Source organism: Pseudomonas sp. D3 (genome assembly GCF_029320995.1).
Classification (GTDB): domain Bacteria; phylum Pseudomonadota; class Gammaproteobacteria; order Pseudomonadales; family Pseudomonadaceae; genus Aquipseudomonas; species Aquipseudomonas paraveronii.
The window spans coordinates 765436-785010 of sequence record NZ_CP119772.1 but is presented as its reverse complement, the minus strand read 5'-3'; the positions used below and the strand labels follow the sequence as shown (position 1 = coordinate 785010).

Here is a 19575-nt window from a genome sequence, read left to right as displayed (position 1 = left end):
ACCCCACCAATTATTTGAATTCCAATGCCAGAGCGGCGCACCACGACTCACCGCGCGCGCCCTGGGGCAACAACTTCAGCCGACGTCCGTGATCATGCGGCGTAATGGTAATGGTCAGGTCCGGCTTTGGCAAAAAGCCTGTGCCTTTATCTGGCCACTCGATCAGGCACAGCGCGTCATCCTCGAAATAATCCCGAATACCCATGTACTCCAGCTCTTCGGGGTCTACCAGGCGATAGAGGTCAAAGTGGAAGGCTCTTATCGCACCGATCTCGTAAGGCTCGACCAACGTAAAGGTCGGACTTTTCACCGCCCCCGCATGGCCCAACCCGCGAATGATCCCCCGGGACAGCGTGGTCTTGCCCGCCCCCAGGTCGCCTTCGAGAAAGATCAGCCCCGCCCCGCCCGTCACCTGGGCAATCCGATGACCGAACGCAACCATTGCCTCTTCATCCGCCAGGAAAAGGATTACTTCAGACACGGTGACTGTTCCTCAAGCAATTGACGAATGGCGGGTATCAGGTCGCTGGCAGCCAGGCCGCGACCAAAGGTGCCCTGCCGAGCTCCCGCCGTGGCGTGCAACCACACGGCCAGGCAACCGGCGTCATAAGCGGGCATGCCCTGCGCCAGCAACGCACCCACCAGGCCGGCCAAAACGTCGCCGAGCCCTGCGGTCGCCATGGCCGGATGGCCTTGGTCGCAGCGCGCAACGCGGCCGTCCGGGCTGGCAATCAAACTGCCCGCCCCCTTGAGAATAGCCACTGCGTTGAATTTCTGGCTCAACGCGCGCGCCACGTTAAGACGATTCGCCTGAACCTCTGCTGTCGACATCCCCATCAAACGCGCAGCTTCGCCTGGATGCGGGGTGATCAAGCAGTTGGCAGGAAGGCTTACGCTGCCGGTCGCCAGTTGATTCAAGGCATCGGCGTCCCAGACTTGCGGCTGTTTGGCATTAGCGGCGACGGACAGCAGGCTCTTGCCCCAGGCGGCATCACCCAGGCCCGGGCCGATGACGATAACCGAGATTTTTTCCAGCAACCCCATCAACTGGTTGGCCGAACTCACACCGACGGTCATGACTTCCGGCAAGCGCGCCAATGCGGCGGGCACATGTTCAAGGCGGGTCGCCAGGGACACCATGCCCGTGCCGCTGCGCAGCGCACTTTCGGCACTGAGCAACGCAGCGCCGCCAAAGCCTCTGTCACCACCAATGACCAGCAAGTGACCGAACTGGCCTTTATGGGCGTCCGGGGAACGCGCAGCCAGTCGCGGCAAATTGCCGGGCAACAGGGGCTGAACGTCGGTTATTTCGTGTTTTGTCTGCGGCATACGTCTTCAAGCTCCGATGTCTGGCAGAATTATACCCATCTAACCTGTGGTTTCCCGTGTCTCATGCCTGCTATTACCTCCGATCTGCCCGCGCTCGCCCAATCGATCAAAGACTGGGGCCGCGAGCTGGGCTTTCAACAAGTCGGCATCAGCGGCCTGGACCTGGCCGAGCATGAACAGCACCTGCAACGCTGGCTCGACGCGGGCTACCACGGCGAGATGGAGTACATGGGCGCCCACGGCAGCAAACGCTCGCATCCCGAAGAGTTGGTGCCGGGCACCTTGCGCGTGGTCTCGCTGCGCATGGACTACCTGCCCGGCGACACGCACATGGCGCAACTGCTGGCCCAACCGGAAAAAGCCTACATCTCCCGTTACGCCCTCGGCCGCGACTACCACAAGCTGATCCGCAAGCGCGTGCAACAACTGGCCGAACGCATCCAGGCGCAAATCGGCCCCTTCGGCTTTCGCGCCTTTGTCGACAGCGCACCGGTGCTCGAAAAAGCCATCGCCGAAAAAGCCGGGCTGGGCTGGATCGGCAAAAATACCCTGGTCCTCAATCGCAAGGCCGGCAGCTACTTCTTCCTGAGCGAGCTGTTTGTCGACTTGCCGTTGCCGGTCGATCCGCCTCACGCTACCGAACATTGCGGCCGCTGTACCGCCTGCCTGGATATTTGCCCGACCAACGCGTTCGTCGGGCCCTATGTGCTGGACGCGCGGCGCTGCATTTCCTACCTGACCATCGAACTCAAGAGCGCGATCCCTGAAGACTTGCGCCCACTGATCGGCAACCGGGTTTTCGGTTGCGATGACTGTCAGATCGTTTGCCCATGGAATCGTTTCGCCCGCTCCACCGCCGAAAGCGATTTCAAGCCACGGCACAACCTGGATAACGCGCAACTGGCCGAACTGTTCATGTGGGACGAGGATAAATTCCTCAGCAGCACCGAAGGCTCGCCCCTACGCCGCGCCGGCTACGAGCGCTGGCTGCGCAACCTGGCGGTGGGCCTGGGCAACGCGCCATCAAGCATTCCGGTGCTGGAAGCCTTGAAGGCGCGCCGGGACTACCCCTCGGAGCTGGTGCGCGAACACGTGGAATGGGCGCTGAAGCAGCACGCCGAGCGTCAATGAACGTCGTCGTTGTAGACGAACTTGGGCATTTCCCAGTGAAAACGGATCGCCAGCAGGCGCAGGAGAAAGCCGCTGAACAGGGTGAGTAAGATCGCCTGCTCGCTCGGCAACTGCAGGTAGAGACACAGCAAGTAGAACCAGGCGGCGAGGAATGACACGCTGGCGTATAGCTCACGGCGAAAGATCAGCGGGATGTCGTTGCAGAAAATATCCCGCAGGATGCCGCCAAACACCCCGGTGATCACACCGCTGACCGACGCCACCAGCATACCGTGGCCCATTTCCAGGGCGGTCATGCAGCCGATCAGGGTGAAGGCAACCAAACCCACCGCATCCAGCGCCAGAAACAGCGAACGCAGGCGGCGCATGAGCGGTGCGATAAAGATCGTCACCAGCGCGGCGACGGACGTCAGCACCAGGTATTCCGGGTGCTTGACCCAGGTCAGCGGGTAATGCCCGAGCAGCACATCGCGCACCGAACCGCCGCCCAACGCCGTCACGCAGGCGATCAGCACCACGCCAAACCAGTCCATGCCGCGCCGACCGGCAGACAAGGCACCGGTCATCGCTTCGGCAGTGATGGCGATGAGGTAGAGCATCAACAGCATGATGGCGATCCTTACAATGTGGCGAGGGCGCTTGCTCCCGTTGGGCTGCGCAGCAGCCCCAGGTATCGGAGAATGGCGTGTGGCAGGTAGATCCAGATGGCTGAACCGAGCGTGCTGCGCACTCTAGCGGGAGCACGCTCCCTCGCCACAGAGAGCCGGCATCAAGCCTTGATGAAGTGCTTGCGGTAGTGCTGCAACTCGGCGATCGACTCACGAATATCATCCAGCGCCAAGTGAGTGCTGCCTTTATGGAAGCTGTCTTTGACTTCCGGCGCCCAGCGCGCGGCCAGCTCCTTAAGAGTGGACACATCCAGGTTGCGGTAGTGGAAGTAGCTTTCCAGTGCCTTCATGTGGGTATAAAGAAAGCGGCGGTCCTGGCAGATGCTGTTACCGCAGATCGGCGACTTGCCCTTGGGCACCCACTTTTCCAGGAAGGCGATGGTTTCGGCTTCGGCTTCGGCCATGCTGATGCGGCTGTCACGCACGCGCTGGGTCAGGCCGGAGTTGCCGTGGGTGCGGGTGTTCCACTCGTCCATGGTGGCGAGGATGGCGTCGCTGTGGTGGATGGCGATCACCGGACCTTCGGCCAAGGTATTGAGGTTGCTGTCGGTGACAATGGTCGCCATCTCGATGATGACGTCGGTGTCGGGGTTCAGACCGGTCATTTCCAGATCGATCCAAATCAGATTTTGTGGGTTTTGCATGGCTTGATTCTCTTGGCACCTTGGCGTAGCCGCACAGTTTAGCAGGCGGGGCCGTGCTAGACTCGCGACCGTTTTACCTAACCTTTGCATTATCGACACGGAACACCAATGGCCAAACGCCAGCTCAACCGTCGCCAAAACTGGCGCATCGAAAAGATTCAGGGCGAACGCGCCGCACGCGCCGCCAAACGTGAATCCTCCGCCGTGGAAGCGCTCGAGGGCGGCGACCTGGGCCCCGAACAAACGGGCCTGGTGATCGCGCACTTTGGTGTGCAGGTCGAAGTCGAGGCGCTCGAAGGCGAACTCGCCGGCCAGGTCTTCCGCTGCCACCTGCGCGCCAACCTGCCGGCGCTGGTGACCGGCGACCGCGTGGTGTGGCGTGCCGGCAACCAAGGCATCGGCGTGATCGTCGCCCAACTGCCGCGCACCACCGAACTGCGTCGCCCCGACAGCCGCGGCCAGTTGAAGCCGGTGGCGGCCAACGTCGACATGATCGTCATCGTCTTCGCGCCCCTGCCCGAGCCCCACGCCAACCTGATCGACCGTTATCTGGTCGCGGCCGAGCATGCGGGCATTCGTCCGCTGTTGTTGCTGAACAAATTCGACCTGATCGACGAACAGAACGCCCCGGCGCTCAACGCATTGCTGGCGGTCTACCGCACCCTGGGCTACCCGGTGCTGGAAGTGTCGGCCCATCACGGCAATGGCATGGAACAGCTACAACAGCAGTTGGACGGGCGCATCAGCGTGTTCGTCGGCCAGTCGGGCGTGGGCAAGTCATCGCTGGTCAACAGCCTGCTGCCGGAAGTCGACACCCGTGTCGGCCCGCTGTCGGAGCTGTCCGGCCAGGGCACCCACACCACCACCACCGCGCGGTTGTTCCACTTCCCCGGCGGCGGTGAGCTGATCGACTCCCCGGGCATTCGTGAATTCGGCCTCGGTCATGTCAGCCGCAGCGACGTGGAAGCCGGTTTCATCGAGTTCAACGACCTGATCGGCACCTGCCGCTTCCGCGACTGCAAACACGACCGCGAACCCGGTTGTGCCCTGCTCAAGGCGCTGGAAGATGGCCGCGTACAGCAACAACGGATGAACAGCTATCGGTCGATTATTGCGAGTTTGCCTGAGAGCAGTTACTAAACAGCGCATACAACAAGGCCGCGTTTATCGCGGCCTTGTTGTATGCAGCTTACGAGCCCTTGACAGGCGCCGTCGGGTCTTTCGCGCCGCCATCATCAAACAGGTTCAGCTTCTGCCGTAGCTCATGCGCCGGCAATGGCTCCTGCCCCGGCGGGATCGCGTTCGGGTCGACCGGTGCTCCGCCCTGCGCGCCCGCATCTGGGGTCGGAGGCGGTGGCGGCTGATCACCTTCAATCGCGCGCTGAGCCTTTTTGGTCAGCACAACAATATCGATCCGGCGGTTGATCGGGTTGAACGGCTCCTTGGCATCAAACAGCTGCGACGAAGCAAAACCCACCACCCGCGCCACTTGCGAGTCCGGGTAGCTGCCGGCCACCAACGCACGCCGGGCGGCGTTGGCGCGGTTGGCCGAGAGCTCCCAGTTGCCAAAGTCGCCTTGCCCCGCATACGGCTTGGCATCGGTATGGCCGCTGACGCTGATCTTGTTCGGCACGGCCTTGATCGTGTCGGCCATGGCCAGCAGGATGTCTTCAAAGTACGGTTTCAATCGCGCACTGCCGGAGTCGAACATCGGCCGGTTGGCGGCGTCGGTGATCTGGATGCGTAAACCGTCCGGGGTGATTTCGAACGAAATCTGATCCTTGAATTTCAGCAGCTGCGGGTTTTCGTCAACCTTGGTCTGCAACTCCTTCAGCAATAATTCGAGGCGCTCCTGCTCGACCTGTTCGGCCAGGCTTTCAACGGTTTTACGCTCGATCGGAATGTTTTCCTGCGGTGCCTCAGTCTTGACCTCAGGGTTGATGGTGCGCTCCGGCGCCAACTGCGGCGAACCGCCCAGGTCGATCACGAAGGGCGTGCCGCTTTCCGAGAAACCAATCGGGTCTTTGAAGTAACCGGCGATGGCGATCTTTTGCTCGGGGGTCGCGGTGGACATCAGCCACAGCACCAGGAAGAACGCCATCATCGCCGTTGCAAAGTCGGCGAAGGCGATTTTCCAGGCGCCACCATGGTGCCCCGCAGCGAAGCGCTTGACGCGCTTGATGATTATCGGCTGGTTGTTTTCCATGGCTTAGCGACCGCGAACCGCTTGTTCCAGCTCGGCAAAACTCGGGCGATGTTTCGGGTACAGCACCTTGCGACCGAATTCCACCGCCAGTGAAGGCGGCATGCCGGAGGCCGAAGCCACCAGGCTGGCCTTGATCGCTTCGTACAGATTGATTTCTTCCTTGGCATCGTGGGCCAGGGAGGTCGCGAGCGGGCCGAAGAACCCGTAGGCCGCGAGAATACCGAAGAACGTACCGACCAGCGCCGCACCCACGTGCATGCCGATGGCCGCCTGGTCACCCTCGCCCAGGGAGGCCATGGTCACCACGATACCGAGTACCGCCGCAACGATACCGAAGCCGGGCATGCCGTCGGCAACGCCGGTGACCGCGTGGGACGGGTGTTCCAGCTCTTCTTTGAGGCTGAACAATTCCATGTCGAACAGGCCTTCCAGCTCGTGGGGGGCCATGTTGCCGGAGGACATGATGCGCAAGTAGTCGCAGATGTAGGCGGTCATGCGCTCGTCTTTGAGCACTGCCGGGTACTTGGCGAAAATCGGGCTCGCCGAGGCGTCTTCGATGTCCGCTTCGATGGCCATCATGCCTTCACGGCGACTCTTGTTGAGGATCTCGTAAACCAGCCCCAGCACTTCCATGTAGAAGGTGTGGGAGAAGCGCGAGCCAAACATGCCCAGCGACTTCTTGATCACGTGCATGGTCATGTAGCCGGGGTTGGCCTGCAGGAATGCGCCGAATGCCGCGCCGCCAATAATCATCACTTCGAAGGGCTGGATCAACGCAGCAATCTTACCGTGAGATAGGACATAGCCACCGAGCACGCTTGCAAGGACGACGATGATGCCGATTATTTTAGCCATAGGGAATTTGTACTTGCGCCGTCGGGTTCATGGACATATTTGGAGGAACTGGAAAACTCTTGTTCTACTTATCGGCAAAACTGCGCCAGACTATAGACCGTCAAGGCGAAAAGCCAGTTCGGCCCGTTTAGGGCGTGTTGAAGTAAGTGATGATCGCGCCCCCAATCATGGCCAATGAAAAGACAGACCCATCTGTAAGACCCCTCTCTCTCGCGGCTTGGATCAAGTGCCTGGACGACGTTCGGCTGCCGGTTCCCCAGGCCAGCCACGACCGCGTGTGCAAAGCCATCCGCGATAGCCGCAGTTCTTTGCGAGATATTGCCGAGCTGATGCAGGGCAGCCCGTCGCTGGTACTCAGCGTGATGCGCGAGGCCAACAGCCACACCCATGGCAGCATGGCGGAACCGGCAGAAAACCTTGAAGTGGCACTTAACCGTCTCGGCCTCAAACGCGCCGAGGACCTGCTGGCACGCCTACCGTCAGTGCCGATGAATGAAATCCCCGTCGCCTTTCGCCAGCTGGTGCTGGTCAGCCGGCACGCGTCGCAGCAAGCCAGCGGTTTGTTCGCCAGCCGCCTGGCGCGGCTGTGGCAGGACATCCACTGGGGCAGCCTGCTGTTTCTGGCGCCGTTGTGGCCGATGGCGGTGGCCTACCCCAAGCTCCTGGAAGAATGGGAGCTGCGGGTGATCCACAAAGGTCAATCGGCGCGCCGGGTCGAGCAGGAATTGTTCGGCGTGCGCCTGCTGGACCTGTGCCTCGGCTTGACCGAAACCTGGCACCTGCCGATCTGGGTATCCCAGGGCTATCACCTGTTGCTGACCGAGCAACGCTTGCTGGTCAAGGCATTGCGCATCGCCCGCGAAGACGACCCACTGCGCCAGCAACAATTGCTGGATGCCGAGCCCAGTTTGCGGCGCTGGCTGAACCAGCCGGCCAATACAGTGTTGTTGGCTAACGGCCTGGCGATGTCGGCCCAGGAATCCTGGACCTGCCCGCATACCGAGCGCTGGCAATACCTCACCGCGCTGTACCTGCAACAGCCGTTGAGCGAGGTGCAGCAACAGGTTCACCAGCAAGCGGTGATCAACGCTCGCGCCACCTTGATGCCCGACCTCTGGCACCCGGCGCTGTCGCTGATCTGGCCGTGGCATGTACAGAAAATCCATCGCGGCCTGCTGCCCGCACCACCGCCGACGGCCGAGGCCCTGGCCGTTTGGCGCAAGCGTTGCACCGAATTACTGGTGGAGCCGAGCCGCTTCGCCAACGCCATGCACCTGACCACCTGCGCCAAGGAAGCCCTGGAGGCCAGCGGCATGCAGCGCGTCTTGCTGTTCATGGCGGATCGCGCCCTGAGCACCTTGCGCGTCCACCAGGCCGCCGGCCTGCCGAGGGACGCCACGAACTTGAGCCTGGACGTGGTCAACAGCACGCTGCTGCAACGCATGCTCGAAAAACCCGCCCAAGTGCGCTTCACGCCCGACAACCACGCGCAATTCGCCGCATTGTTGCCGCCGATCCTGCGTCGCCTGTTCAACGGCGAACACCTGCTGTTGCGCTCACTGAGCTGCAATGGTCGGGTGGTCATGGTGATGATCGCCGACCAGGGTGGTGGGCCGCTCTCGGAAACCACCGTGCAGGCCTTCGGTAAAACCGCTCAATGCATCGAAAAAGCCCTGCACAGCTTTACCAACCGCACCGGTTGATGCTTGCGCTACAATCGCCGTCTTTTATCGCCAACATTTGTGCCCAGGAGACCTCACATGCCTGACTTCTCTGGCTTGCCGCTGGTGATCGAATACAGCGACCTGCTTGGCCGCCTCGATGCCGACCAACTGATTCTGGTGGACCTCACCAGCGCCGCCCGCTACGCCGAAGGGCATATCCCCGGCGCGCATTTCGTTGACCCCAAGCGCACCCAACTGGGCCAGGCGCCAGCTCCCGGTCTGTTGCCGAACAAGGCTGATCTGGAGAAACTGTTCGGCGAACTGGGCCACACCCCGGACGCGACCTACGTGGTCTATGACGACGAAGGCGGTGGCTGGGCCGGGCGTTTTATCTGGCTGCTCGACGTGATCGGCCACACAAAATACCACTACCTCGACGGTGGCCTGCTGGCGTGGCTGGCAGACAAGCACCCGCTGTCTACCGAAGTGCCGGCCCCGGCTGGCGGGCCTGTCAGCCTCACCCTGCATGATGGCCCCACCGCGACCCGCGAATACCTGCAAAGCCGTCTCGGCGCTGCAGACCTGGGCATCTGGGACGCACGCGGCCCGCTGGAATATTCCGGCGAAAAAGTCCTGGCAGCCAAGGGCGGTCACATCCCCGGCGCCGTGAACTTCGAATGGACCGCCGGCATGGACAAGGCGCGCAACCTGCGCATCCGCCGCGACATGCCGCAGATCCTCGAGAACCTCGGGCTGACCCAAGATAAAGAAATCATCACCCACTGCCAGACTCACCACCGCTCTGGCTTCACCTACCTGGTGGCCAAGGCGCTCGGTTATCCGCGAGTCAAAGGTTATGCCGGTTCCTGGGGCGAATGGGGCAACCACCCCGACACCCCCGTCGAGATTTAAGGTTTAAGGACAGTTAATGAAAAAGCAGTTGTTCATCCTCAGCCAGTACTTGCTGCCGCACCACCTGCTGTCGCGTCTGGCCGGTTGCATTGCCGAGTGCCGCGTGCGCTGGTTCAAGAACGCCTTCACCACATGGTTCGCCAAGCGCTATCAAGTGGACATGTCCCAGGCCCTGGTTGAAGACGTGACGGCCTACGAGCACTTCAACGCGTTCTTCACCCGCGCCCTGAAAGACGGCGCGCGCCCACTGGATCAAACCCCGGGCGCCGTCCTGAGCCCCGCCGATGGCGCCGTCAGCCAACTCGGCCCGATCGAACATGGTCGCGTGTTCCAGGCCAAGGGCCACAGCTTCAGCGTGCTGGAATTGCTGGGCGGCGATGCGGCCGTGGCTGCGCCGTTCATGGGCGGCGATTTCGCCACCATTTACCTGTCGCCGAAGGACTACCACCGGGTGCATATGCCACTGGCGGGCACCTTGCGTGAGATGGTCTACGTGCCAGGGCGGATTTTCTCGGTCAACCAGACCACCGCCGAGAACGTGCCGGAGCTGTTTGCGCGTAACGAGCGTGTTGTCTGCCTGTTCGACACCGAACGCGGCCCGATGGCGGTGGTATTGGTCGGCGCGATGATTGTGGCGTCGATTGAAACCGTATGGGCCGGCCTGGTCACGCCGCCCAAGCGCGAGCTGAAAACCTTCCGCTACGACGAAGCCGCGCGTGCGCCGATTCACCTGGAGAAAGGTGCGGAGCTGGGTCGCTTCAAGCTGGGTTCGACTGCAATCGTGCTGTTCGGGCCAGATCAGGTGACGTGGGCAGAAGCACTGGTGGCGGGTTCGCCCGTGCAGATGGGCCAGGGTATCGCATTGCCGAAAGCCTGATCCGAAACCTGCAAAAGTTTAATGTGGGAGGGGGCTTGCCCCCTCCCACATTTTTGACCACATTTGTCAGTTACAACTGACCGTCGCGGTCACGAAAGCCCAGCAAATACAGCACACCGTCTAACCCAAGGGTCGAAATCGCCTGCTTGGCCGATTGTTTGACCAGCGGCTTGGCACGAAACGCCACACCCAACCCGGCAATTGCCAGCATCGGCAAGTCATTCGCACCGTCGCCGACCGCAATGGTCTGTTCCAGACGCAAACCTTCCTTGTGCGCCAATTCCCGCAGCAAGTCGGCCTTGCGCTGCGCGTCGACGATCGGCTCCACGGCCACGCCGGTCACCTTGCCATCCACCACTTCCAGCTCGTTGGCGAACACATAGTCGATGCCCAGCTTGGCCTGCAATTGCTTGGCGAAGTAGGTGAAGCCGCCGGACAGGATCGCGGTCTTGTAGCCCAGGCGCTTGAGTTCGGCGAACAGCGTTTCGGCGCCTTCGGTCAGGCGCAGGGAGGCACCGATCGAGTCCAGCACGCTGACATCCAGGCCTTTGAGCAGCGCCAGGCGCTCCTTGAAACTGGCGCGAAAGTCCAGCTCGCCGGCCATGGCGCGCTCGGTGATTGCGGAGACTTGCTCACCGACACCGGCGGCCTTGGCCAACTCGTCGATGACTTCGGCTTCGATCAGCGTGGAGTCCATATCGAACACCGCCAGGCGGCGGTTGCGGCGAAACAGCGAATCTTCCTGGAAGGCGATATCGACATTCAGCTCCTGGGCCACGCTCAGGAAGTCGGCACGCAAGGCTTGGGGGTCGGCCGGCTCGCCGCGCACGGAGAATTCGATGCAGCCCTTGCCCTGGTCAGCCGGCGTGTCCAATGGCATGCGGCCCGACAGACGGTCGATATGGTCGATATTCAAACCGTATTGCGCGGTGATCGAGCTGACGCGCTGCAACTGCTCGGCCGTCACTTTGCGGGTCAACAAGGTCACGATATGGCGCTTTTTGCCCTGGCCAGACACCCACTGCCGGTAATCCTCTTCGGACACCGGGGTAAAGCGCACCTGCTGATCCAGCTTGTACGCGGTAAACAGGATGTCCTTGAGGACGGACGACGCCTGCTCAGTGCTGGGAATTTCCACCAGAATCCCGAACGACAAGGTGTCGTGGATCACCGCCTGGCCGATATCGAGAATGTTCACACCACCCAGGGCCAAAACACCGGTAATGGCGGCGGTGAGACCTGGCCGGTCTTCCCCCGTGATGTTAATCAGGACAATTTCGCGCAAAGCGCACCCCCAGGCTGGAAAAAAACCGCATTCTACCCACTTTCAGTGACCACCGGGCACAGCCAACGCTTTGCCGGTCTTGGGCCTGTCGCTATACTGCGCGTCAATTTCACGGACTAAAGAGCCGAGCTCAAGTGAACCGGCCCACGCCAGTAAAAACCGATAACTTCTTCCTGCTGATCTTCCGGGCACTGCGCCACCGCCGTGTACCGATCGCATTACGCATCGCCAGCCATAACGTGATCCTGGTCGCTCTGGCACTGGTGATCTACGCCTGCGTGATGGGTTTGCAGTTCAAACAGGCCATGCACGAGCAAGCCGATGCCCTGGGCGAGAGCTTGACCACCCAGACCGCCACCTCGGCGACCGAACTGTTGGTGTCCAACGACATCCTCAGCCTCAACGTGCTGCTCAACAACCTGACCAAGAACCCGCTGGTGGCCCACGCCGCCATCTACAGCGTGGACAACCGGATCATGGCCGAAGCCGGGCAACGCCCGAAAAACGGCCTGTTGGGTGAAGCCGAAGGCCTGTACCAGAGCAATATCACGTTTCAGGATGTGAAAGCCGGCCAATTGCGCATCAGCCTGGACATGCAGCAATTCCAGCAGCCGATGACCATCAGCCTGCAAAGCATGGGCATCCTCAGCGCGATCCTGCTAGCCCTGGCCCTGGCCTTGAGCCTGCGCCTGGGACGGCATATCTCCACGCCGCTGATGCAACTGCGCATCTGGCTGCGGGATATCGACGAACACACCCCGGCCACCGATCGTCAGGACGAGATCGGCGACCTTGCGCGCCAGCTTCACGCCAGCTTCGCTCCGGAACCGGTAGCGCCCGAGGTTGAACCCGAGCCCGAGTTCGACGACAGCGATTACGACGACGAGCCCGCCTTTGAAGTGCGCAACCTGCGCGACCCGGGCTTTGACGAAAGCGCGCCGGTCGCTGGCTTGAAGCCTGCACCACGCCATGTGATCAGGGCCGAAGAAGACGAGCTGGACGACGAAGACCCGTTCGCCGACCTGCGCGACACCTCTGCCAGCAGCCCGGTCGTCGCGCCGAAGCCCGCACCGGTAAAGAACGCCGAGCCCCAGCACAGCGCTGTCCTGGCCGTGCAACTGGGTGCCCAGGACCAACTGCGCCGCCTGCCCCGCGCCCGCCTGACGGAATTACTGGAACGCTACCGCGACTGCCTCGACCAGGCCGCCTCGCTCTACCAGAGCGAACTGCACACCCTGAACGATGGCAGCACACTGATGCTGTTCCACAGCGAAGACAGCGGCGAAGACTACCTGACCAACGCCATCTGCTGCGGCGAGCTGCTACGCGCCCTGGGCCATGAGTTGCAGATCGAAGTGGCCGACAGCGGCATCACGTTGCAGTTGCAACTGGGCCTGACCGTCGGCGACGACCTGTTCGGTATGAGCCAGATCGACCTGTTGCTGACCGAGATCGCCCAGGACGCCCTGGCCCTGTCCCAACACAGCCGCAACCTGCTGCTGGTTGAGCGCAAGATCAGTGAAGACACGCTGATCCGCCAACGCGCACGTATCCGCCCGATTGCCAGCCCTGAGGGCGCCAGTTGCGTAGAACGCTTGATGGAGCCGTACCCATCGATGCTGGAGCGGCAATTGGCGCGAATGCACGAGACCCGTGCCAAGCACTGACTGACATGTGGGAGGGGGCTTGCTCCCGATGGCGGAGTGTCAGTCAAAAAGGCTGCAACTGACACATCGCTATCGGGGCAAGCCCCCTCCCACATTTGGACTCCACACGCCTCAAGTAAATCGCGCACAAACAAAAGGCCCGCTGAATAAGCGGGCCTTTTTTGTTGGAGCCATTCAGATCAGAACCTGAACACTTCCATGTCCGTGCGGATCGGCGTAGCCATCGGAATTTTCGGCTTTTCCGGTGCAGCCGGCTTGGCCTGTACTGGCGCTTGCTTGCGCGGCGCCTCGGCGACCGGTGGCTGGTTGGCCAATGGTTTGAGGGCCACCGACAATTGCTGAGCCAGATGCTGCAACAGCACGCCCTGGGCCTGGACCTGGGACGCAGTGGTGCCGGCATGCTCTTCCTGCAGATGCACGATGCGGCTATCACGCACCTGGCCGCGGCGGTCGATCAAGCGCCATTGCGCATCGAGAATCGCCGGTTGCGAGGTACCGGAGTCGAGTCGGGTAATGGTCAGCAACACCTGCACATCCGGAGAAAAACCGGTGGGCGCAGGCGCCAGGACCACACGTTGACTGTCCAACTGACCCGCCACCTGGCGCAACATCAGTTGGTTGATGTCGGACGACAAGCTGCCCGCCCAACGACCATCGGTGGAACCTTGCAGGCTGCCGTCGTTCTGACGTTGCAGCAATGTTTCGCGTTGCAGGTAGTCAGCAACAACAACCGGGCCCAGCAAGACGGCCATGCCAGCGGCTTGAGCTGGCTGAGCCGGACTTCCGCTGTCCAGCTGGTACAGCGACACCGGCTGGTGTGTGCTGCAACCCGCCAGCCCGAGAAGGCCAGCGAGCACGAAAATAAAAGGAAGGCGTGGAGCAGTCATCATCCCATCCAGGCGGCTGCCACAAGGCAAACCACAATGTAATACTAAAAATAACCTAAACACGCTCGGCCACGCCGGCGCTGGAAAGGCCATATCATCCGTGAATATGCGCCATGACTCCAGCGCGAAAGCGTCGATCTACGCGTTAAATCGTAGATCGAGAGCTCTAATCCGCGCTAAACGGGCGTTTCCACCAGTAAAGCATCTACTCGCTGGAAGCCACGAGGCAATTTATTGCCGCGCCGGCCGCGCTCGCCCTTGTAGTGTTCAAGGTCGTCAGGGCGCAGCGACAACGTGCGCTTGCCGGCCTGAAGCACCAGGGTAGAGCCTTCCGGGATCACCGCGATGTCCGTCACGTACTCTTCGCGACTGGCTACCCGCTCGCCGGGAATACCGATGATCTTGTTACCTTTACCTTTACCCAACTGCGGCAGGTCGCTGATCTTGAACACCAGCAAACGCCCTTCAGTGGTCACCGACGCCAGCCAATTGCCCTGGCGATCGTCCACCGGACGCGGCAGGATCACTTTGGCGTTGTTCGGCAGACTCAACAGCGCCTTGCCGGCCTTGTTCTTGGCCTGCAGGTCTTCGCCCTTGACCACGAAGCCGTAACCCGCATCGGAGGCGATCACATACAGTGAGTCATCTTCCGGCAGCAACACACACTCGAAACTCGCCCCCGGTGGCGGCGTCAGGCGCCCGGTCAGCGGCTCGCCCTGCCCGCGCGCGGATGGCAAGGTGTGCGCCGGCACCGAGTAACTGCGCCCGGTGGAGTCGATAAACACCGCAAACTGGTTGGAACGCCCGGCAGCGGAGGTCTTGAAGCCATCGCCAGCTTTGTACGACAAGCCCGTCGCATCAATATCATGCCCCTTGGCGGAACGAACCCAACCCTTTTCCGACAGAACGACCGTAATTTTCTCGTTTGGCAACAGCTCGGTTTCTGTCAGTGCTTTCGCGTCTGCGCGCTCAACGATAGGCGAACGACGGTCGTCGCCATAGGTCTCGGCGTCTTTGATCAGCTCACTGCGCACCAGCTTCTTGAGCTTGGCTTCGCTGCCCAGCAGCGCTTGCAGCTTGGCTTGTTCCTTGAGCAACGCGTCCTGTTCGTCGCGCAACTTCATCTCTTCCAGTCGCGCCAATTGACGCAAACGGGTGTCGAGGATGTAGTCGGCCTGGATCTCGCTCAGTTCAAAACGCGCGATCAGGTCGGCTTTCGGGTGCTCGGCGGTGCGGATGATGTGAATCACTTCATCCAGGTTGAGGTAGGCAATCAGCAAGCCGTCCAACAGGTGCAGGCGGCGCTCGACCTTGTCCAGGCGAAATTGCAGGCGGCGACGCACGGTCTGCACGCGAAACTCCAGCCACTCCACCAGCAGATTGCGCAGGTTCTTCAGCTGCGGCTTGCCGTCCAGGCCGATGATGTTGACGTTGACCCGGTAGCTGGACTCCAGGTCCGTGCTGGCGAACAGATGCTGCATCAGCACTTCATGGTCGACCCGGCTGTTGGTCGGAATAATCACGATGCGGCACGGGTTTTCGTGGTCGGACTCGTCACGCAAGTCAGTGACCTGCGGCAATTTCGACGGCTTGGCCTGCATCAGCGCGGCGATCTGCTCCAGCACCTTGGCGCCGGACACTTGGTGCGGCAGTGCGGTGACGACAATGTCGCCGTCTTCGACGTGGTAGACGGCACGCATGCGCACCGAGCCCTTGCCGGTTTCGTACATTTTCAGCAGGTCGGCGCGCGGCGTGATGATTTCCGCTTCGGTCGGGTAATCCGGGCCCTGGATATGCTCGCAGAGCTGCTCGACCGTGGCTTTGGGCTCATCGAGCAAGCGCACGCAGGCCGCGGCGACTTCCCGCAGGTTATGCGGCGGTACGTCGGTGGCCATGCCAACGGCGATGCCGGTGGTGCCATTGAGCAGGATATTCGGCAAACGTGCCGGCAACACCAGGGGTTCGTCGAGAGTGCCGTCGAAGTTCGGGCCCCAGTTCGCGGTGCCCTGGCCCAGTTCGCTGAGCAGCACTTGCGAATAACGCGACAGGCGCGCCTCGGTGTATCGCATGGCGGCGAAGGACTTGGGATCATCCGGCGCACCCCAGTTACCCTGGCCATCCACCAGCGTGTAGCGGTAGCTGAACGGCTGGGCCATCAGCACCATGGCTTCATAGCAGGCCGAGTCGCCGTGGGGGTGGAACTTACCGAGCACGTCACCGACGGTACGCGCCGACTTCTTGTGCTTGGAATCTGCGTCCAGGCCCAACTCACTCATGGCGTAGATGATGCGCCGTTGTACGGGCTTCAGGCCGTCGCCGATATGCGGCAAGGCACGGTCCATGATCACGTACATGGAGTAGTTGAGGTAGGCATTTTCGGTGAAGTCAGCCAGCGACCGGCGTTCTACGCCGTCTAAGCTGTCTGCGAGGATGTCACTCATGCGGGCCTCATCATTGTTTGGTAAGGCGCCGCGGAAATGCCGCGGCGCCGGGTCAATTCAAAACAGGGGTGGCTCATGGCTGGGCGCTCCAGCCACCGGCGGGGGCGGCGAAACGATAGACCACCGGGCGTTTCTCACCATCGGCACGCGCGCCGAAATTATTGTCGATGCCCAACCAGGCACCGTCTGCGTCAAGCACCAGGGCTTCGGCCAGGCCATATGGCTGGGCGTAGCGCCGCTCGGGCGTCAGGGTTTCGTCGGCAAACGACCAGCACAGCTCGACCTTAGCGGTGACCGCATCGCGCCGACAAATCTGAAACGCATTGCGCTCCAGGGTAAACAACTTGCCGTTGAACAGCGCCAGGTCGGAAAAATCCTTGGAGACCGCCTTGGCGTTGGGGAACTGCACCGGCTGCATTTCCTGGCCGGCCTCGCTCAACAGCACGCATGCGCCGTCGCAATCCCATAGGCTTTGCGGGCGTTTGATGGAGATCAGCCCACGCCGCTCACGCTCCGCCGCCAGCCAGATCTGATTGCCTTCGGGGTTCACCGCCAGGCCTTCGAACAAGGCATTGAAATGCAGCAACATACCGCTGGCGCGGGCTTCACGCACCATGCCGGGGGCGATTTTCAACCACTCGGGCGCACCGCTCGCCGGTACTTTCAGCACCGCCGCATGGGCTTCGCTGACCACGTAACGGTTACCGGCGGCATCGCAACTGATGCCTTCAAAATCCAGGTCGCCACCGCGAATCAGCGACGCGGCCTTGGTGCGCGAACGCAGCCCCCAGGGCAGGCCGGAGTCGGGCACCGGCGGCACGTCGATCGTCACCGTTTCGGCCTGCCAGGTCGGCGCGCTGATATCCAGGCGGTAGATCTGGTCGTCGTCACGGTCGGAAACCGTCCACAATTCTTTGCCACACAAGGCCAGGCCCGACAGGTTACCGCCGCGCATGCCGTCCACCGGGTGTTCGGACACCAGTTTGAGCTCAGCCACGGGCGCGGCGACCACCTGAGTGGCCGCCAACCCGCTCAACATCAGGATCGCCAGGGCGAAACCTGTGCGCATCAGCCCAGGACCTCGGCGAGGTTGCCTTTGGACTCCAGCCAGGACTTGCGGTCCGGCGCGCGTTTTTTTGCCAGCAGCATGTCCATCATTTCCGAGGTGGCGGCGAAGTCGTCCAGGGTCAACTGCACCAGGCGCCGCGTGTTCGGGTCCATGGTGGTTTCGCGCAGTTGCGGCGGGTTCATCTCACCCAGGCCTTTGAATCGCGTGACCTGCGGCTTGCCGCGTTTCTTCTCGGCGATCAGGCGGTCGAGGATGCCATCGCGCTCGCCTTCGTCGAGGGCGTAGAAAATTTCCTTGCCCAGGTCGATACGGTACAGCGGCGGCATGGCGACGTAGACGTGACCGGCATCCACCAACGGACGGAAGTGCTGCACGAACAGCGCGCACAGCAGGGTGGCGATGTGCAGGCCGTCGGAGTCGGCGTCGGCGAGGATGCAGATCTTGCCGTAGCGCAGTTGGCTGATGTCCGCCGCGCCGGGGTCGACACCGATGGCCACGGCGATGTTGTGCACTTCCTGGCTGGCCAGGACTTCGCTGCCATCGACTTCCCAGGTGTTGAGGATCTTGCCGCGCAACGGCAGGATCGCCTGGAATTCCTTGTCCCGCGCTTGCTTGGCGGAACCGCCGGCGGAGTCACCTTCCACCAGGAACAGCTCGGAACGCATCGGGTCCTGCCCGGCGCAATCGGCCAGTTTGCCCGGCAGTGCCGGGCCCGCGGTGATGCGTTTGCGCTCGACCTTCTTGCTGGCCTTGAGGCGACGCCCGGCGTTGTTGATCGCCAGCTCCGCCAGGGCCAGGCCCAGTTCCGGGTGTTCGTTGAGCCACAGGCTGAAGGCATCCTTGACCACACCAGAGACAAACGCCGCCGCCTCGCGGGACGACAAACGCTCTTTGGTCTGGCCGGAGAATTGCGGCTCCTGCATTTTCATCGACAGCACGAACGCGATGCGCTCCCACACGTCTTCCGGCGCCAGCTTCACGCCACGCGGCAGCAGGCTGCGGTATTCGCAGAATTCGCGCATGGCGTCGAGCAGCCCCTGGCGCAAACCGTTGACGTGGGTGCCGCCCTGGGCGGTGGGGATCAGGTTGACGTAGCTTTCCTGCACGCTGTCGCCGCCCTCGGGCAACCACAGCAGCGCCCAGTCAACGGCTTCTTTGTTCCCGGCCAGGCTACCGCAGAATGGCTCGTTGGGCAGGCGCTCGAAGTCGCTGACAGCGTCTTCCAGGTAGGAGCGCAGGCCATCTTCGTAGTGCCACTCGACCTTTTCGCCAGTGCCTTTGTCTTCAAAGGTGACCAGCAGGCCCGGGCACAATACCGCCTTGGCCTTGAGCACATGCTTGAGGCGGCTGATGGAGAATTTTGGCGAATCGAAGTATTTCGGGTCCGGGGCGAAGTACACGCTGGTGCCGGTGTTGCGCTTGCCAACGGTGCCGATCACCTGCAGGTCGGTGGCTTTGTAGCCATCGGCGAAGGTCATCTCATATTCGTTGCCGTCGCGCTTGACCCTGACCCGCACCAACGTCGACAAGGCGTTGACCACGGAAATACCCACACCGTGCAAGCCACCGGAGAACTGGTAGTTCTTGTTGGAGAACTTGCCGCCAGCGTGCAGTTTGGTGAGGATCAACTCGACGCCCGACACGCCCTCTTCCGGGTGGATGTCCACCGGCATGCCGCGACCGTCGTCGGACACTTCCAGGGAGTGGTCCGCGTGGAGAATGACATGCACCGACTTGGCGTGCCCGGCCAAGGCTTCGTCGACGCTGTTGTCGATGACTTCCTGGGCAAGGTGGTTCGGCCGACTGGTGTCGGTGTACATGCCAGGGCGTTTACGCACCGGGTCGAGGCCCGAGAGGACTTCGATGGCGTCGGCGTTATAAGAGCTAGCGCTGGGAGTGGCCATGGGGTCTCGTCGTGATTCGTTCGATTAAAAAGTAAC

At 61.8% G+C, this 19575-nt stretch carries 17 protein-coding genes; 6 read left to right on the top strand and 11 right to left on the bottom strand.

Features of this window, described 5'->3' with window-relative positions:
* Positions 1 to 10: 10 nt before the first annotated feature.
* Together tsaE and P3S72_RS03355 are read right to left on the bottom strand one after the other, a co-directional pair.
* Positions 11 to 481: a tRNA (adenosine(37)-N6)-threonylcarbamoyltransferase complex ATPase subunit type 1 TsaE gene (gene tsaE / locus P3S72_RS03360; RefSeq protein ID WP_247408696.1), complete on the bottom strand. Its 471-nt coding sequence runs from the start codon at positions 479 to 481 to the stop codon at positions 11 to 13.
* Positions 469 to 1329 (bottom strand): NAD(P)H-hydrate dehydratase, encoded by an 861-nt coding sequence (locus P3S72_RS03355; RefSeq protein WP_276196061.1) that lies wholly within the window; start codon positions 1327 to 1329, stop codon positions 469 to 471. The genes tsaE and P3S72_RS03355 overlap by 13 nt, the downstream gene beginning before the upstream one ends.
* Positions 1330 to 1392: 63 nt before the next feature.
* Here P3S72_RS03355 and queG point away from each other — a divergent pair, with 63 nt between their 5' ends.
* Positions 1393 to 2460 (top strand): tRNA epoxyqueuosine(34) reductase QueG, encoded by a 1068-nt coding sequence (gene queG / locus P3S72_RS03350; RefSeq protein ID WP_247401853.1) that lies wholly within the window; start codon positions 1393 to 1395, stop codon positions 2458 to 2460.
* Here the strand turns inward: queG and P3S72_RS03345 are convergent.
* Both P3S72_RS03345 and orn read right to left on the bottom strand, forming a co-directional pair.
* Positions 2454 to 3071, bottom strand: a complete 618-nt coding sequence (locus P3S72_RS03345; RefSeq protein ID WP_276197888.1) for a trimeric intracellular cation channel family protein — start codon at positions 3069 to 3071, stop codon at positions 2454 to 2456. The genes queG and P3S72_RS03345 overlap by 7 nt on opposite strands.
* A 158-nt stretch (positions 3072 to 3229) precedes the next feature.
* Positions 3230 to 3772, bottom strand: coding sequence for an oligoribonuclease (gene orn, locus P3S72_RS03340; RefSeq protein ID WP_276196058.1), 543 nt, complete (start codon positions 3770 to 3772; stop codon positions 3230 to 3232).
* 108 nt (positions 3773 to 3880) lie between these two features.
* Here orn and rsgA point away from each other — a divergent pair, with 108 nt between their 5' ends.
* Positions 3881 to 4912 carry a small ribosomal subunit biogenesis GTPase RsgA gene (gene rsgA / locus P3S72_RS03335; protein ID WP_071491684.1) on the top strand — a complete coding sequence of 344 codons (1032 nt, stop codon included), beginning with the start codon at positions 3881 to 3883 and terminating at the stop codon, positions 4910 to 4912.
* Between the two features lie 49 nt (positions 4913 to 4961).
* Here the strand turns inward: rsgA and motB are convergent, their stop codons facing one another.
* Together motB and motA are read right to left on the bottom strand one after the other, a co-directional pair.
* The gene (gene motB, locus P3S72_RS03330) at positions 4962 to 5978 is read right to left on the bottom strand and encodes a flagellar motor protein MotB (protein WP_247401846.1); all 1017 of its coding nucleotides are present in this window, start codon (positions 5976 to 5978) and stop codon (positions 4962 to 4964) included.
* Between the two features lie 3 nt (positions 5979 to 5981).
* The gene (gene motA, locus P3S72_RS03325) at positions 5982 to 6833 is read right to left on the bottom strand and encodes a flagellar motor stator protein MotA (RefSeq protein WP_276196056.1); all 852 of its coding nucleotides are present in this window, start codon (positions 6831 to 6833) and stop codon (positions 5982 to 5984) included.
* 167 nt (positions 6834 to 7000) lie between these two features.
* On the opposite strand from motA, the gene P3S72_RS03320 reads away from it, so the two are divergent.
* From P3S72_RS03320 to asd, 3 genes are read left to right on the top strand one after another with little or no spacing between them, the layout of a single operon-like run.
* Positions 7001 to 8536 (top strand): HDOD domain-containing protein, encoded by a 1536-nt coding sequence (locus P3S72_RS03320; RefSeq protein ID WP_276197887.1) that lies wholly within the window; start codon positions 7001 to 7003, stop codon positions 8534 to 8536.
* A gap of 57 nt (positions 8537 to 8593) precedes the next feature.
* Positions 8594 to 9409: a thiosulfate sulfurtransferase gene (rhdA, locus tag P3S72_RS03315; RefSeq protein ID WP_276196055.1), complete on the top strand. Its 816-nt coding sequence runs from the start codon at positions 8594 to 8596 to the stop codon at positions 9407 to 9409.
* Positions 9410 to 9425: 16 nt separating this feature from the next.
* Complete coding sequence (gene asd, locus P3S72_RS03310) at positions 9426 to 10286, top strand: archaetidylserine decarboxylase (protein WP_276196054.1); 861 nt, start codon at positions 9426 to 9428, stop codon at positions 10284 to 10286.
* Positions 10287 to 10356: 70 nt separating this feature from the next.
* Here asd and serB read toward each other — a convergent pair whose 3' ends face one another.
* On the bottom strand, positions 10357 to 11571 hold the full coding sequence (serB, locus tag P3S72_RS03305) for a phosphoserine phosphatase SerB (RefSeq protein ID WP_276196053.1): 1215 nt from the start codon (positions 11569 to 11571) through the stop codon (positions 10357 to 10359).
* A 134-nt stretch (positions 11572 to 11705) separates the two neighbouring features.
* Here serB and P3S72_RS03300 point away from each other — a divergent pair, with 134 nt between their 5' ends.
* Positions 11706 to 13238, top strand: a complete 1533-nt coding sequence (locus tag P3S72_RS03300) for an AhpA/YtjB family protein (protein WP_276196052.1) — start codon at positions 11706 to 11708, stop codon at positions 13236 to 13238.
* A 179-nt stretch (positions 13239 to 13417) separates the two neighbouring features.
* On the opposite strand, the gene P3S72_RS03295 is transcribed toward P3S72_RS03300, so the two are convergent.
* From P3S72_RS03295 to parE, 4 genes are all read right to left on the bottom strand, one after another.
* On the bottom strand, positions 13418 to 14125 hold the full coding sequence (locus P3S72_RS03295) for an ABC-type transport auxiliary lipoprotein family protein (RefSeq protein WP_276196050.1): 708 nt from the start codon (positions 14123 to 14125) through the stop codon (positions 13418 to 13420).
* A 176-nt stretch (positions 14126 to 14301) separates the two neighbouring features.
* Positions 14302 to 16566, bottom strand: a complete 2265-nt coding sequence (parC, locus tag P3S72_RS03290) for a DNA topoisomerase IV subunit A (protein WP_276196049.1) — start codon at positions 16564 to 16566, stop codon at positions 14302 to 14304.
* A gap of 73 nt (positions 16567 to 16639) precedes the next feature.
* Complete coding sequence (locus P3S72_RS03285; RefSeq protein ID WP_276196048.1) at positions 16640 to 17635, bottom strand: esterase-like activity of phytase family protein; 996 nt, start codon at positions 17633 to 17635, stop codon at positions 16640 to 16642.
* Positions 17635 to 19539, bottom strand: a complete 1905-nt coding sequence (parE, locus tag P3S72_RS03280) for a DNA topoisomerase IV subunit B (protein ID WP_276196047.1) — start codon at positions 19537 to 19539, stop codon at positions 17635 to 17637. Before parE ends, P3S72_RS03285 begins: the two co-directional genes overlap by 1 nt.
* Positions 19540 to 19575: the final 36 nt, after the last annotated feature.